13 protein-coding genes are annotated in these 15,437 nt (G+C 66.2%); all 13 read right to left on the bottom strand.

Annotation, left to right across the window (positions count from 1 at the left end):
- Nucleotides 1–5: 5 nt before the first annotated feature.
- A complete protein-coding gene (ftsA, locus tag KT882_RS07095) occupies nucleotides 6–1,238 on the bottom strand; it encodes a cell division protein FtsA (RefSeq protein WP_056398831.1) in 1,233 nt (410 codons plus the stop codon).
- A gap of 69 nt (nucleotides 1,239–1,307) precedes the next feature.
- Nucleotides 1,308–2,075: a cell division protein FtsQ/DivIB gene (locus tag KT882_RS07090; RefSeq protein ID WP_228895084.1), complete on the bottom strand. Its 768-nt coding sequence runs from the start codon at nucleotides 2,073–2,075 to the stop codon at nucleotides 1,308–1,310.
- A gap of 5 nt (nucleotides 2,076–2,080) precedes the next feature.
- Nucleotides 2,081–3,049, bottom strand: a complete 969-nt coding sequence (locus tag KT882_RS07085) for a D-alanine--D-alanine ligase (protein ID WP_161071568.1) — start codon at nucleotides 3,047–3,049, stop codon at nucleotides 2,081–2,083.
- Between the two features lie 3 nt (nucleotides 3,050–3,052).
- Nucleotides 3,053–4,453: a UDP-N-acetylmuramate--L-alanine ligase gene (gene murC, locus KT882_RS07080; protein ID WP_161071569.1), complete on the bottom strand. Its 1,401-nt coding sequence runs from the start codon at nucleotides 4,451–4,453 to the stop codon at nucleotides 3,053–3,055.
- A complete protein-coding gene (gene murG / locus KT882_RS07075) occupies nucleotides 4,450–5,517 on the bottom strand; it encodes an undecaprenyldiphospho-muramoylpentapeptide beta-N-acetylglucosaminyltransferase (RefSeq protein WP_228895082.1) in 1,068 nt (355 codons plus the stop codon). The genes murC and murG overlap by 4 nt, the downstream gene beginning before the upstream one ends.
- The gene (gene ftsW, locus KT882_RS07070) at nucleotides 5,514–6,728 is read right to left on the bottom strand and encodes a putative lipid II flippase FtsW (protein ID WP_161071571.1); all 1,215 of its coding nucleotides are present in this window, start codon (nucleotides 6,726–6,728) and stop codon (nucleotides 5,514–5,516) included. The genes murG and ftsW overlap by 4 nt, the downstream gene beginning before the upstream one ends.
- A 3-nt stretch (nucleotides 6,729–6,731) precedes the next feature.
- A complete protein-coding gene (murD, locus tag KT882_RS07065) occupies nucleotides 6,732–8,264 on the bottom strand; it encodes a UDP-N-acetylmuramoyl-L-alanine--D-glutamate ligase (protein WP_228895080.1) in 1,533 nt (510 codons plus the stop codon).
- Nucleotides 8,264–9,433, bottom strand: coding sequence for a phospho-N-acetylmuramoyl-pentapeptide-transferase (mraY, locus tag KT882_RS07060; protein WP_161071573.1), 1,170 nt, complete (start codon nucleotides 9,431–9,433; stop codon nucleotides 8,264–8,266). Before mraY ends, murD begins: the two co-directional genes overlap by 1 nt.
- A 2-nt stretch (nucleotides 9,434–9,435) precedes the next feature.
- Entirely contained in the window at nucleotides 9,436–10,863 is a 1,428-nt protein-coding gene (locus KT882_RS07055; protein ID WP_228895078.1) for a UDP-N-acetylmuramoyl-tripeptide--D-alanyl-D-alanine ligase, read from the bottom strand.
- Nucleotides 10,863–12,398, bottom strand: a complete 1,536-nt coding sequence (locus tag KT882_RS07050) for a UDP-N-acetylmuramoyl-L-alanyl-D-glutamate--2,6-diaminopimelate ligase (RefSeq protein ID WP_161071575.1) — start codon at nucleotides 12,396–12,398, stop codon at nucleotides 10,863–10,865. The genes KT882_RS07055 and KT882_RS07050 overlap by 1 nt, the downstream gene beginning before the upstream one ends.
- Before the next feature lie 8 nt (nucleotides 12,399–12,406).
- Nucleotides 12,407–14,188, bottom strand: a complete 1,782-nt coding sequence (locus KT882_RS07045) for a peptidoglycan D,D-transpeptidase FtsI family protein (RefSeq protein WP_161071576.1) — start codon at nucleotides 14,186–14,188, stop codon at nucleotides 12,407–12,409.
- Nucleotides 14,188–14,460, bottom strand: a complete 273-nt coding sequence (ftsL, locus tag KT882_RS07040; RefSeq protein WP_161071577.1) for a cell division protein FtsL — start codon at nucleotides 14,458–14,460, stop codon at nucleotides 14,188–14,190. Before ftsL ends, KT882_RS07045 begins: the two co-directional genes overlap by 1 nt.
- The gene (gene rsmH, locus KT882_RS07035; RefSeq protein ID WP_161071578.1) at nucleotides 14,457–15,425 is read right to left on the bottom strand and encodes a 16S rRNA (cytosine(1402)-N(4))-methyltransferase RsmH; all 969 of its coding nucleotides are present in this window, start codon (nucleotides 15,423–15,425) and stop codon (nucleotides 14,457–14,459) included. The genes ftsL and rsmH overlap by 4 nt, the downstream gene beginning before the upstream one ends.
- Between the last annotated feature and the right edge of the window lie 12 nt (nucleotides 15,426–15,437).

The raw sequence follows: 15,437 nt of genomic DNA, 5'->3' as shown, positions 1-15,437 counted from the left end.
ATACTTCAGAAATTACCGAGGAACCATTCCTTCATGCGCTGCCATACCGCTTTCACCGACCCATCCTGGCGCGTAACGATATGGCCGCGCAGGTACTGCTTTTTCGCTTCCAGCAGCAGGCCAAGCACGGTGGCGTAGCGCGGGCTGCGCACCACGTCGGCGAGCTGGCCGCGATAGTCCGGCGTGCCCATGCGCGCCGGTTTCAGGAAAATGTCTTCCGCCATTTCCACCATGCCCGGCATGATGGAGGTGCCGCCGGTGAGCACGATGCCCGACGACAGCACGCCCTCGTAGCCCGATTCGCGCACCACCTGGTGCACCATGGCGAACAGCTCTTCCACGCGCGGCTCGATCACGGCCGCCAGCGCCTGGCGCGACAGGTTGCGCGGGCCGCGGTCGCCCAGTCCCGGCACTTCCAGGTGCTCGCCCGGATCGGCCAGCACCTGCTTGGCCACGCCGTAGCGGATCTTGATCTCTTCCGCTTCCGAGGTCGGCGTGCGCAGCGCCATCGCGATGTCGTTGGTGATCTGGTCGCCGGCGATGGGGATCACCGCCGTGTGGCGGATGGCGCCGTCCGAGAACACCGCCACGTCGGTGGTGCCGCCGCCGATGTCGATCAGCACCACGCCCAGTTCCTTCTCGTCCGGCGTGAGCACCGCGTCGGCCGAGGCCATGGGCTGCAGTATCAGGTCCGATACTTCCAGCCCGCAGCGGCGCACGCACTTGACGATGTTCTGCACCGCGCTCACCGCGCCGGTGACGATGTGTACTTTCACTTCCAGGCGGATGCCGCTCATGCCGATAGGCTCGCGCACGTCTTCCTGGCTGTCGACGATGAATTCCTGCGGCACCGTGTGCAGCAATTGCTGGTCGGTCGGGATATTAACCGCCTTGGCCGTTTCGATGACGCGCGCCACGTCGGTGGCCGTCACTTCCTTGTCCTTGATGGCCACCATGCCGCTCGAATTGAAGGAGCGGATATGGCTGCCCGCGATGCCGGCGTACACGTTGCGGATCTTGCAGTCGGCCATCAGCTCGGCTTCCTCCAGCGCGCGCTGGATGGACTCGACGGTCGCTTCGATGTTAACCACCACGCCCTTCTTCAAGCCCTTCGATTCGTGCTGGCCCAGCCCGATCACTTCATGGCGTCCATCGCCCATCACCTCGGCCACCACGGCCACCACTTTCGAGGTGCCGATGTCGAGGCCGACGATCAGGTTTTTCGCGTCTTTTGTCATTTCATTTGCCTGCTTTATATGCTTTAAAGTGTCTGTGCCTGCCGTGCTTAGCGTGCTTATTTCGCGTACTTATTTCGTTTTCTTGCCTTCCGGCGGAATCTTCAGTCCCGCTGCGCTGAGCGCCAATCCGTTCTGGTACCGCATGTCTATCGTCTCTATGTTCTGCACCCGGTTCGCCAGCTGCGGCCAGATGCCCACCAGCCGGTCCACCCTTTCCTTCAGCGTGGACCTGGTCTGCTCGCGGCCCAGCTCCACGCTCATGCCGTTGTCCAGCTTCACGGTCCACGCGTAGCGGCCCGACAGGTCCAGCGCCTGCGGCTCCAGCTGCGCCGGCGCGAACCACGCTTTCAGTTCACCGAAGCGCGACAACACTTCCTTCTCGCTGCCTTCCGGTCCGGAGAAGGCGGGCAGCTCATGGTCTTCCTCCGCCTCGGCCAGGTTGGCGGTGAACACGTCGCCCTTGGTCGAGAGCAGGCGGCCGTCCTCGCCCCAGGTGCCCAGCGCCTCGTGCTCCTCCAGCGCTACCACCAGCTGGTCCGGCCATTCGCGGCGCACCGTGGCGCGGCGCACCCAGGGCACGGATTCGAAAGCCTGCCGCACCGAGTCCAGGTTGGTGGTGAAGAAGTTGCCCCGGATGCGGCCCGAGGTTCCCGCTTGCAGCGTCAGGTGGTTCACATGGCGCAGGTCCGTGCGGTCCATGGTCTCCACGCGGATCGCGCGCAGGTTGAACATCGGCCGCTGCGACACCCACCACACGCCGGAAGCCGCGCAAGCCAGCACCACCGCGGCAAAAATGCCGCTGGCGGTTGCGTTCAAGGCTCTCGCGTCTTGCCACATGCTGCCTACCCCTTCATCTTCAGTCGTGCCGAGCGCAGTATCTCCACGCACAGCTGCTCATAGCTGATGCCTTCCGCGCGCGCCGCCATCGGCACCAGCGAGTGGCTGGTCATGCCCGGCGAGGTGTTCACTTCCAGCAGGAAGGGCTTGTTGTCGGCCACGCGCAGCAGCACGTCGACCCGGCCCCAGCCCTCGCAGCCCAGCGAGCGGTAGGCCTGCACGGCGATGCGCTGCATTTCGGCGGTCAGCGCCGCGTCCAGCACGGCGGGGCAGAAATACTGCGTGTCGTCGGTGAAGTACTTGTTCTGGTAGTCGTAATTGCCCTGCGGCGCGACGATCTCAACGATGGGCAGCGCGCGCGCGTTGACACCGGTGCCCAGGACTGCGACGGTAAATTCGCGGCCGGTGACGAATTCCTCGGCCAGCACCGAGTCGTCCAGCGCTGCGGCGATGTCGTAGGCCGCCTTGAAATCGGCCGCCTGCTCCACCTTGGTGATGCCGATGGTCGAGCCTTCGTGAGGCGGTTTGACGATCAGCGGCAGGCCCAGGCTGGCCGCCACTTTGTCCAGGTCCGAGTTCGCGTTGAGCACGGCGTACTTCGGCGTGGGCAGGTGTTCGGCCAGCCACAGGATCTTGGTGGTGATCTTGTCCATGCCCACCGAGCTGGCCATCACGCCGCTGCCGGTGTAAGGAATACCCAGCAGTTCCAGCGCGCCTTGCAGGCTGCCGTCTTCGCCGAAGCGGCCGTGCAGCGCGATGAACACGCGGTCGAAGTTCTCAGCGGCCAGCTCGGCGAGCGAACGCTGGCCGGGGTCGAAGGCGTGGGCGTCTATGCCCTGGCTTTGCAGCGCGGCCAGCACGCCGGAACCGGACATGATGGACACATCGCGCTCGGCCGAACGGCCGCCGAACAGCACGCCGACTTTGCCGAAAGCTTGCGCTTCTTGCGCGGAGAGGAATTGAGTCGCGTTCACTTCTTAGGCCTTCGTGTAAGTAGACAGTTTTGCAGGGACGCCGCTGATCGAGCCTGCGCCCATGGTGAGCACGACGTCGCCGTCGCGCACCACGTTCATGATGGTTTCCGGCATGTCGGCGATGTTCTCCACGAACACCGGCTCGACCTTGCCGCGCGCGCGGATGGCGTGCGCCAGCGAGCGGCCGTCGGCCGCCACGATGGGCTGCTCGCCGGCCGCGTACACGTCGGCCAGCACCAGCACGTCCACGCTGGAGAGCACGCGGGCGAAGTCCTCGAACAGGTCGCGCGTGCGGCTGTAGCGGTGCGGCTGGAACGCCAGCACCAGGCGGCGGCCCGGATAGGCGGCACGCGCGGCGGCCAGCGTGACTTCCGTTTCCACCGGGTGGTGGCCGAAATCGTCCACCAGCGCGAAGGCGCCCTTGGCCTGGTCGCCCTGGATGGCGGTCTCGCCGTAGCGCGTGAAGCGGCGGCCCACGCCCGCGAAGCCGGCCAGGCCGGCCTGGGTGGCGCTGTCCTCGATGCCGATTTCGCGCGCGATGGCGACCGCCGAGCAGGCGTTCAGCACGTTGTGCATGCCGGGCTGGTTGAGCACCACGTCCAGGTCCGGATAGCCTTCCTGCAGCACGGTGAAATGCATCTGCACGCCCACGGCGCGCGCGTTCACGGCGCGCACTTCGGCGTCCTCGCTGAAGCCGTAGGTGGTGATGGGCTTGGTCACGTGCGGGATGATGCTGCGCACATGCACGTCGTCGATGCACAGCATGGCGCGGCCGTAGAACGGCAGGCGGTGCGTGAAGTGGACGAAGGCCTGCTTCAGTTTTTCGAAGTCGTGCTCATACGTTTCCATATGGTCGGCGTCGATATTGGTGATGACTTCTATCATCGGCGTCAGGTTCAGGAAGGACGCGTCCGACTCGTCGGCCTCGGCCACCAGATAGTCGCCGGTGCCCAGCTTGGCGTTGGCGCCGGCTGCGGTCAGGCGGCCGCCGATCACAAAGGTCGGGTCCAGGCCGCCCTGCGCCAGCACCGAGGCCACCAGGCTGGTGGTGGTGGTCTTGCCGTGCGTGCCGGCGATGGCGATGCCGCGCTTCAGGCGCATCAGCTCGCCCAGCATCACCGCGCGCGGGACGATGGGGATCTTGCGCGCGCGCGCCGCCACCACTTCCGGATTGTCGGCCTTGACGGCGGTGGACGTGACCACCGCGTCGGCGTTGCCTATATGGGTTTCTGCGTGGCCCTGGTGCACGGTGGCGCCCATGTCGATCAGGCGCTGCGTGACGGCGTTGGCGCCCAGGTCCGAGCCCGATACGTTGTAGCCCAGCGTGAGCAGCACTTCGGCTATGCCGCTCATGCCGCTGCCGCCGATGCCGACGAAATGTATGTTTTTGACTTTGTGCTTCATGTTAGTTCTTCCAGTACTTGTGCGATCGCGTTGTTCGCGTCGCGCTTGCCCGCCTTGCGGGCCGCCACGGCCATGGTCTGGCAGGCGCCGCGCGTGAGCGTCTCCAGCAGGGTTGCCAGGCTGCGCGGGTTCATTTCCGTCTGCGGCATATGGATGGAGGCGTTCTGCTTGGCCATCCACTGCGCGTTGTCGCGCTGGTGGCTGGTGGTGGACGCCACCAGCGGCACCAGCACGCTCGCCACGCCGGCCGCCGTCAGTTCGGACACGGTGATGGCGCCTGCGCGGCAAATCACCAGGTCCGCCTCGGCGTAGGCTCGCGCCATGTCCTCGATAAAGTCGACCACCCTGGCCTGCACGCCCGCTTCGGCGTAGCCTGCGCGCAGCGCGTCGATATTCTTTTTGCCCGACTGGTGCGTCACCACCGGGCGCTGCGCCTCGGGGATCAGCGCCAGCGCGGCGGGCAGGTTGTCGTTCAGCGCTTTGGCGCCCAGGCTGCCACCCACCACCAGCACGCGCAAGGCGCCGCTGCGGCCCTCGAAGCGCGCTTCGGGCGCGGCCATGTCCAGGATCTCCTGGCGCACCGGATTGCCGGTGACGACGGCCTTGCTGGCCGCCGCGCCGAAATCGGCCGGGAAGCCGAAGCACACGCGCCCGGCGAAAGGCGCCAGCGTTTTATTCGACAGCAGTAGCGCCGCGTCCGCGTTCACCAGCACCATGGGCACGCCGCGCAGGCGCGCCATCAGGCCGCCCGGCACGGTGACGTAGCCGCCCATGCCCAGCACCGCGTCCGGCTTGCGCTGGCCCAGGAAGCGGAAGCAGTCGGCGAAGGCGGCCAGCATCTTCAGCGCGCCGCCCAGGCTGTGCTTGATGCCCTTGCCGCGCATGCCGGAGAAGTTGATGGTGTCGATCGCGATGCCGTGCTTGGGCACCAGCTCCTGCTCCATGCCGTGGCTCGTACCCAGCCAGCTCACTTCCCAGCCGCGCGCGCGCATGGCCTGCGCAATCGCCAGGCCGGGGAAAATGTGGCCGCCGGTGCCGGCTGCCATAATCATCAGTCGTTTCATATTCTGCCGCCGCGCATCAGGACCCGGTTCTCGTAGTCGATCCGAAGCAGGATCGCGAGTCCGACGCAGTTAATCATAATGCCGGTGCCGCCGTAGCTCATCAGCGGCAGGGTCAGGCCCTTGGTAGGCAGCAGGCCAAGGTTCACGCCCATATTGATGAAGGTCTGCACGCCGATCCAGATGCCGATGCCCTTGGCCGCGAGGCCGGCAAAGGTCTGGTCGATGGCGATGGCCTGGCGGCCGATGTCGAAGGCGCGCTTGACCACCCAGTAGAACATGGCCACCACGCACAGCACGCCGGCCAGGCCCAGCTCCTCGCCGATCACGGCCAGCAGGAAGTCGGTGTGCGCTTCCGGCAGGTAGTGCAGCTTTTCCAGGCTGCCGCCCAGGCCAACGCCAAAAATCTCGCCGCGCCCGAAAGCGATCAGCGAGTGCGTCAGCTGGTAAGCCTTGTTCAGCGCATTGTCCTCTTCCCAGGGATTCAGATAGGCGAAGAAACGGTCGCGCCGGAATTTGGACAGCGCGATGATGGCCACGAATATCGTCACCAGCATGGCGCCTATGCCGCCGAACCAGATGGCGTTGATACCGCCCAGGAACAGGATGCCCATGGCGATGCAGACGATCACGCCAAAAGCGCCCAGGTCGGGTTCGAGCAGCAGCAGCAGGCCGACGAAGCTCACCGCCAGCGCCATCGGCATAAAGCCCTTGGTCAGCTTGTGCATGTATTCCTGCTTGCGCACGGTGTAGTCGGCCGCGTACAGCACGATCACCACCTTCATCAGCTCGGACGGCTGGAAGTTGAACACCTTCAGCGACAGCCAGCGGCGCCCGCCGTTCACCACCACGCCCAGGCCGGGTATCAGCACCGCCATCAGCAGCACCAGCGTGCCGATGAACAGATAGGGCGCGGTGCGCTGCCACACGGCGACGGGAATGCGGAAGGTCATCAGCCCCACCAGCACCGAGATGCCGATAAAACTGGCCTGGCGCACCAGGAAGTAGTTGTTCTTGTAGGCAGCGTACTTGGGCGAGTCCGGCAGCGAGATCGAGGCCGAATACACCATCACCATCCCCAGCAGCATGAGGATCAGCACCACCCACACCAGCAGCTGGTCGTACTCCATCATCTTCGACGGGCGCGCGCGGCTGTCGATGGCCGTGGAACCCGTGGAGGAAGAGGAGAAGCGGAATGGCAGCTGGAAGGCCATGGATCAGATCTCCTGCCCGGCGTCGAGCGCGATGTCGCGCACGGTGTCGATGAAGACCTGCGCGCGGTGCGCGTAGTTCTTGAACATGTCCAGGCTGGCGCAGGCCGGCGACAGCAGCACGGCGTCGCCAGGCTTGGCCAGCTTGGCGGCCAGGCGCACGGCGGACGGCAGGTCGGTGCCGCAGTCGGCCAGGTCGATGCCGGCTTCCACCACGCCGCCTTGCTCCAGCGCGGCGCGCAGCGCCGGCGCATCGCGGCCGATCAGCATCACCGCGCGCACGTAGCGCGACACGGGTTCGGCCAGCGGATCGAACGCCTGGCCCTTGCCGTCGCCGCCGGCGATCAGCAGCAAACGCTGGCCGGCGCCGGTGAAGCTCTTGCCCAGGCCGTTCAGCGCGGCCACGGTGGCGCCCACGTTGGTGCCCTTGCTGTCGTCGTAGTATTCCACGCCGTCGATGGCGGCCACCAGCTCGACGCGGTGCGGCTCGCCGCGATATTCGCGCAGGCCGTGCAGCAGCGGCGCGAACGGCAGGCCGATGGCGCGGCACAGCGCCAGCGCGGCCAGCGCGTTGGAGGCATTGTGCAGGCCACGGATCTGCAGCGCGTCCGACGGCATCAGGTTCTTGACGGTGGTGGCCACAGGTTCCGGGGCCGGATCGTTCTTCTTGCGCTTTTTCGGCGGCTCCGCGTCCTCGTCCGGCACGGCGGTTGCCAGCCAGTGGATGCCGCGCTCGTTGTGCAGGCCGAAGCTGCCCGCTTCCGCCGGTTCGCCGGTGCCGAAGCTGACGTTCTCGCCGACCGGATTGGCCATGCGCATCACGGTGGCGTCATCGCGGTTCAGCACGCGCACGGTGCCGGCGCCGAAGATGCGGGCCTTGTCGGCGGCGTAGGCGTCCATCGAGCCGTGCCAGTCCAGGTGGTCCTGGGTCACGTTCAATACGGTGGCGGCGTCCGCCTGCAGGCTGAAGGTGGTGTGCAACTGGAAGCTGGACAGCTCGAGCACCCAAACCTGCGGCAGTGCATCGGCCTCGATCACTTCACGCAGCACGTCCAGCGCGGCCGGGCTGATATTGCCCGCCACGCGCACGCTGAAGCCTGCGCGCTGGCACAGCTGGCCGGTCAGGCTGGTGACGGTGGTCTTGCCGTTGGTGCCGGTGATGGCGATGACTTTCGGCGCGTAGCCGCGTTCTTCCTTCAGCGACGCCAGCGCCTGGGCGAACAGTTCGATCTCGCCCCACACGGGAATGCTCACGGCGGCTGCGGCGCGCATCAGGTCGGCCACGTCGCCTTGCGGGGCGAGGCCGGGGCTGATGGCGACGAAGTCGGTGTCGTACAGCAGCGCGATGTCCAGGCGGCCGCCGATGAATTCGGCGTCCGGCACGGCGGCCTTCAGGGCGGCCAGGCGGTCGGCCACGGCGCTCTCGGCGCGCGTGTCGGCCACGCGCACGCGCGCGCCGCCACGGGCCAGCCATAGCGCCATCGCCAGGCCGGATTCGCCCAGCCCGAGTACCAACACCCGTTTGCCGTCGTAGCTCATCAGCGCAGTTTCAAGGTAGACAGGCCAACCAGTACCAGCATCATCGTCACAATCCAGAAACGGACGACGACCTGGGTCTCTTTCCAGCCCTTTTGTTCAAAGTGGTGGTGCAGCGGCGCCATGAGGAAGACGCGGCGGCCGGTGCCGTAGCGCTTCTTGGTGTATTTGAACCAGCCCACCTGGATAATCACGGACACGGTTTCAGCCACGAAGATGCCGCCCATGATGAACAGCACGATTTCCTGGCGCACGATGACGGCGATGGTGCCGAGCGCGCCGCCCAGCGCCAGCGCGCCCACGTCGCCCATGAACACTTGCGCGGGGTGCGTGTTATACCAGAGGAAGGCCAGGCCGGCCCCCGCCATGGCGCCGCAGAAGATGATGAGCTCACCGGCGCCGGGAATGTGCGGAATGAACAGGTATTTGGCGTACACGGTGCTGCCGGTCAGGTAGGCGAACAGGCCGAGCGCCGAGCCCACCATCACGGTCGGCATGATGGCCAGGCCGTCCAGGCCGTCGGTGAAGTTCACGGCGTTGCTGGTGCCGACGATGACGCAGTAGGTCAGCGCGATAAAGCCCCACACGCCCAGCGGATAGCTGATGGTTTTAAAGAACGGCACGATCAGGTCGGCCTTGGGCGGCAGGTCCATGGAGAAGCCGGACTGCACCCAGGCGAAGAACAGCTCGAACACCTTGGCCGGCGTGGGTGCGGACACCGAGAACGCCAGGTACAGCGCGGCGCCTATGCCCACCAGCGACTGCCAGAAATATTTTTCGCCGGAGCGCATGCCTTCCGGATCCTGGCGCACCACCTTGCGGTAGTCGTCCACCCAGCCCACCGCGCCGAAGCCGATGGTGACCACGATCACCGGCCAGATCAGACGGTTCGACCAGTCGCACCACAGCAGCGTGGACACGCCGATGGCGATCAGCAGCAGCACGCCGCCCATGGTGGGCGTGCCGTGTTTTTTCAAATGCGTTTGCGGACCGTCGGTGCGCACGGCCTGGCCGTACTTCATGGCGGTCAGCTTGCGGATCACGGACGGGCCGGCCCACAGGCCGATGATCAGCGCCGTGATGGTGGCGAACACCGCGCGCGCGGTGATGAAGTTGAATACCCGCAGGGGACCGAAGTCGTCCTGGAACATTTGTGCGAGCCAGAGCAGCATGATTAGTGAGTTCCTTTGTTAGCTTGTTGCGATCCAATCAAATGCTGCACGACCCGTTCCATTTTCATGAAGCGGGAGCCCTTGATCAATACGGTTGCATCCGGCGTTGCTGCTGCGTCCACGGCAGCGAGCAGCGCGTCGAATTCTTCAAAATGGCGCACTGTGCCAGCCGCGCCGGGGTTGCTCATGTGGCGCGCCAGCTCTCCGGTAACGAGGACGTGTTCCAGGTTCTTGCTGGCGGCGTAGGCGGCGATCTCCTCGTGGAATTCCCGGCCCTGCGCGCCCACTTCGCCCATGTCCCCCAGCACCAGCACGCGCGGCGCGGGGGCTTTGGCCAGCACGTCGATGGCGGCGCGCACGGAGTCAGGGTTTGCGTTGTAGCTGTCATCGATGACGACGGCGCCGTTCAGCGCGGCCTTTTTCTGCAGGCGGCCGCTGACAGGCGCAAAAGTGTCCAAGCCCAGCTTGATATGCTCGGCGCTGACGCCGGCGGCGTAAGTGCAGGCCACGGCGGCCAGCGCGTTCAGCACGTTGTGCTCGCCCGCCGCCTGCAGCGCGACAAAGAACTGCAGCGGATCGCCTTCGCTCTCGCGCACGGTGATAAACATCTGGTTGCCGAAGTCGCCCGCGCGGAAGGTGCACGAGACATTGGCTTCCTTGGTCAGGCCGAAGGTCAGCGTGCTGCGGCCGGCGGCCAGCTCGCGCCAGACCGGCGTGAATTCGTCGTGCTGCGGGAAAACGGCCACGCCGTCCGCAGGCAGCGCGGCCAGCACGGCGCCGTTTTCGCGCGCCACCGCTTCCACCGTGTGCATGAATTCCTGGTGCTCGCGCTGGGCGTTGTTCACCAGGGCGATGGTGGGCTCGGCGATGGCGCTCAGGCGGCCGATCTCGCCGGGGTGGTTCATGCCCAGTTCAATCACGGCCGACTGGTGCGCCGCGTCCAGGCGGAACAGCGTGAGCGGCACGCCGATTTCGTTATTCAGGTTGCCGCGCGTGGCCAGGCGGCCGTCCTCGCCGTGCGCCGCCGCCAGGATGGAGGCGATCATTTCCTTGACCGTGGTCTTGCCGTTGCTGCCGGTAACGCCGATGACGGGCAGCGCGTACTGCTTGCGCCAGTAGTTGGCGATGCGGCCCAGCGCGGCCAGCGTGTCCGGCACCAGCAGGGCCGGCAGGGTCCAGCCCTGCGGCAGGCGTTCGGCCACGACGGCGGCAACGCCCTTGCCCGCCACGGCGTTGGGGCCGTCCAGCAGGAAATCGTGGGCGTCGAAGTTCTCGCCGCGCAGGGCGACGAACAGCGAGCCGGCAGGCGTGCTGCGGCTGTCGGTGGAAACGCCGTCGAATGCGACAGCGTCGGGCGTGGCTGCGGAAGCGCCCGGCGCAAACGTCGCGCCGGGAATCGCCGCCAGCAGCTGGGCCAGTGTTGCGTGCATCAATTGGTCCTCATCATGGTGAGGCGGGCCGACAGCGCCAGCTGGGCATGGTCCGCGTCCGAGAACGGGATCTTGCGGCCCTTGATTTCCTGGTAGGCCTCATGGCCCTTCCCGGCCAGCAGGATCACGTCCGGCTTGGCGGCGTGCTTGATGGCCGACAGGATGGCGGCGGCGCGGTCGTCCACCGTCTGGAATACGGAGGTCGGGTGGCTGGCGTCCATGCCCGCGATAATCTGTTCAATGATGGCGTGCGGATCTTCGCTGCGCGGATTGTCGCTGGTGACCACCACGTGCTCGGCGATCTGCGCCACGCGGCCCATCTGCGGGCGCTTGCCCGGGTCGCGGTCGCCGCCGCAGCCGAACACGCACCACAGCTGGCCGCCGCGCTCCTGCGCCACGACGCGCAGCGTTTCCAGCGTCTTCTCCAGCGCGTCCGGCGTGTGGGCATAGTCCACCACCACCATGGGCGCCTCGTTGCCGCCAATCTGCTGCATGCGGCCCGGCGCCGAGGTCAGGCCTTCGATGGCTTCCACGGCGGCGCGCAGGGTGGCGCCCTTGACCAGCAAGGCGCCCAGCACCGCCAGCGCGTTGCTGATGTTGAACTGGCCCACCAGGTGGGTCTTCACCAAGGTGCTGCCTTGCGGCGTGTCGAGGTGGAATTCGGTGCCGGCGCTGCGGGTGCGCAGCTGGCTGGCGCGCAGCATGTCCACGCCGGGCAGGTCCGGCAGCTCGGCCGCGTCGCGCAGCGTGTAGCCGACCACGCGGTCCTTGCGCGCGGTGATGCGGTCCGCCAGGCGGCGGCCCATGGCGTCGTCCAGGTTCACCACCGAGGCTTGCAGGCCGGGGCTGTCGAACAGCTTGGTCTTGGCCGCCTCGTAGGCTTCCATGGTGCCGTGGTGGTCCAGGTGGTCGCGCGTGAGGTTGGTGAACAGCGCCACGTCGAAGTGCATGCCGTCGGTGCGGCCCAGGTCCAGGCCGATGGAGGTGACTTCGATCGCCAGCGCGGTGGCGCCCAGGTCGCGCGTTTCGGCCAGTTTCTGCGCCAGCAGCACGGCGTCCGGCGTGGTGTAGCCGGTGGGGTCGAACTCCACTTCACCGCGCGCGCGCGACATTCCCACGCCCAGCGTGCCGATGACGGCGGTAAGGTCGCCCAGGCGGCTCAGCGCCTGGCCCAGCCACACGGCGCACGAGGTCTTGCCGTTGGTGCCGGTGACGGCCACGGTGTACATGCTGGCGTCCGGATAATTATAGAAGGCCTGCGCGATGGGGCCGGAGCGGCGCTTCAGGTCCTTGACGGCGAGGTGCGGCACATTCCACGCGGCGTCGTCCCAGGGATAGGCTTGCGCGCCCTGCTCTTCGTAGACAATGCCGGCGGCGCCCTGCTCGATGGCGGCGGCGATGTAGCCGCGCCCGTCCTTGCCGTCGCCGGGATAGGCGAAGAACACATCGCCCGGTTTGACGCGGCGCGAATCGGAGACCAATTGCCCGTTGGGCACCGTCTGTTTGATCCAGTTGCTGATTTCGTTAGGTGTCATGGGCGCTCTTACATTACGTCCGCCCCGCCGTCGGCAGGGATGACAATTTCAGTGACGGACGAATCCGGCGGAACGTTCAGCGAACGCAGCGCATTGGCCGCAACGGCGGCAAACGTAGGCGCCGCGACCTGGCCGCCGTAGTGGCCGCCCTGCGTAGGTTCGTCGATCATGACAGCGATGATGAAGCGCGGATTCGACATCGGCACCATGCCGACGAAGGAGCCGATGTATTTGCGCGGCATGGCGTAGCGGCCGTTTTCCACCTTGTAGGCGGTGCCGGTTTTGCCGCCTGCGCGGTAGCCTGGAATCTGCGCCTGCTTGGCGGTGCCGTCCTTGCCGGACACAACGGTCTCCAGCATGGCGCGCATCTGTTCCGCGGTCTTGGGCTTGATGATCTGCTGCCCCACCGGCGGCTCCGTCACCTTCTGGAAGGACAGCGGTATGGTGTCGCCGTTACGCGCAAACATCATGTAGGAACGTGCCAGCTGGATCAGCGACACCGAAATGCCGTTACCGTAGCTCATGGTGGCCTGCTCGATGGGGCGCCACGATTTGTAAGGACGCACGCGGCCGGCCACCGCGCCGGGGAAGCCCCACTTCGGCTGCTGGCCGAAGCCTACCTTGGTGAACATCTCCCACATCTCCTGCGAGGGCATGCTGAGCGCGATTTTCGAGGTGCCGATATTGGACGACATTTCGATAATCTGCTGCACGTTGATCACGCCGTGGCCCTTGGTGTCGCTGATGGTGCGGTCCAGGATGGTGTACTTGCCGGCGCCGGTGTCGATATAGGAATTCGGGTTCACGCGGCCGCTGTCCAGCGCCAGCGCCACGGTGATGGGTTTGAGCGTGGAGCCGGGCTCGAAGGTGTCGGTCATGACGCGGTTGCGCAGCTGCGCGCCGGTCAGCGAGCGGCGGTCGTTCGGGTCGTAGCTCGGGTAGTTGGCCAGCGCCAGCACTTCGCCGGTGTGCACGTCCAGCACCACCGCGCCGCCGGCCTTGGCCTTGAACTTCTCCACCGCGCCCTTGAGCTGGGTGTAGGCGATGTACTGGATCTTGCTGTCCACCGACAGCGTCAAATCCTTGCCGTCGTGCGGCTCGTGGATGGAGCCCACGTCCTCGACGATGTGGCCCAGGCGGTCCTTGATCACGCGGCGGCTGCCGGTGGCGCCCTGCAGCGTCTTCTGCTGCGCCAGCTCCATGCTCTCCTGGCCCACGTCCTCCACGTTGGTGAAGCCCACCACGTGGGTCATCACTTCGCCTTGCGGGTAGAAGCGCTTGTATTCCTTGCGCGCTTCGATGCCTTCGATTTTCAGTTCGGCGATCTTGGCCGCCACGTCCATCTCCACCTGGCGTTTCAGGTAGACCAGGTCGCGGTCGGAATCGAGCTTCTTGCGCAGGTCCGCCTCGTTCATTTCAAGCAGGGCGGCCAGCGCGCGGATTTTCTCGGGCGGCGCGGCCAGCACGTCGTCCGGTATCGCCCAGATGGCTTTCACCGGCACCGACGACGCCAGCACCTGGCCGTTGCGGTCGGTGATCTTGCCGCGCGTGGCGGGCAGCTCCAGCGTGAAGGCGTAGCGCGCCTCGCCCTGCTTTTGCAGGAACTGGGTCGACACGCCTTGCAGCCACAGGGCGCGCACTGCCAGCGCGGCGAAAGCGGCGAACAGCACGAACAGCACCACGCGCGAACGCCACGGCGGCAGGCTGACCGCCAGCATCGGGTTCTTCGTGAATGGCATGCCCTTCGAGCGTGCCACGCGTGCGCTGTTTGCTCCGCCGCCTGCCCGCATTACTTGTCCCCTTGCGTCAGGTATTGCGTGCGGTTCGGCGTGAGCTGCGTCATGTTCAGGTCGCGGCGGGCGATTTCCTCGATACGGGCGTGCTTGCCCAGCTTGGACTGGTCCAGCTGCAGCTGCGCCCAGTCGATATCGAGCTGGCGCGCCTTCGCTTGCGCGCGCTCCAGGTCGATAAACAGGTGGCGCGCCTGGTACTGCGCGTTCACCAGCGAGAGCGCGCAGCCGACCAGGAAGGCCGCCAGGACGAGGTTGATCTTGAAACTCACGCAGCCGCCTTGTCGTCATACGGCAGGCGGCGCGCCACGCGCATCACCGCCGAGCGGGCGCGCGGGTTGGCTTCCACCTCAGCGTCGGATGGCTTGATCTTGCCCAGCAGCTTGAGCTCCGGCTGCGGCAGGTCCGCCGCGCGGATGGGCAGGCGGCGGTCCGGCTGCGGCACATTGGCCTTGGACGCGAAGAAGCGCTTGACCATGCGGTCTTCCAGCGAATGGAAGCTGATGATGGCCAGGATGCCGCCCGGCGCCACGCAGTCGTAGGCGTGGGTCAGTCCGGCTTCGAGATCCTCAAGCTCCTTATTGATGTGAATCCGGATAGCCTGAAAAGTCCGGGTGGCCGGGTCCTTGCCCTTTTCACGGGTCTTGACCGCCCCTGCCACGATACCGGCAAGCTGTCGTGTGGTTGAAATTGGCTCGACTGCCCGGCGAGCAACAATCGCCTTTGCAATCTGAAAAGCAAACCGTTCTTCCCCATATTCTTTTATCACCTTTTCCAGTGTCTCTACTGTTTCGGTAGCCAGCCATTCCGCGGCCGACTGGCCACGGGTGGTATCCATGCGCATGTCGAGCGGACCATCGTTGCGGAAACTGAAGCCACGGGCGGCGTCGTCCACCTGCGGCGAAGAGATGCCCAGGTCCAACAGCACGCCGTCCACCTTGGGCATGGCGCGCTCTTGCAGCGCTTCGGCCATGGTGGCGAAACTGTCGTGCACGATCTGGAAACGGGGATCGGTGATTTGTTCGGCGGTGGCGATGGCCTGCAGGTCCTTGTCGAAGGCCAGCAGGCGGCCTTGCGCGCCCAGGCGCGACAGGATCAGGCGGCTGTGGCCGCCACGGCCGAAAGTGCCGTCTATATAGAGGCCGTTGGCGCGCTCGCCCTCAAGCTGGAGCGCGTCCACCGCCTCGTCTAGCAGCACCGTACGATGCTGGAATTCTGGCACCGCAACTGAAGTCATTTTGGGCGGGCC

The sequence above is a fragment of the Pseudoduganella aquatica genome (assembly GCF_020865585.1).
Taxonomy (GTDB): domain Bacteria; phylum Pseudomonadota; class Gammaproteobacteria; order Burkholderiales; family Burkholderiaceae_D; genus Rugamonas; species Rugamonas aquatica_A.
Note: the sequence above shows the minus strand (reverse complement) of the source record. Positions and strands in the feature narration are given on the sequence as shown.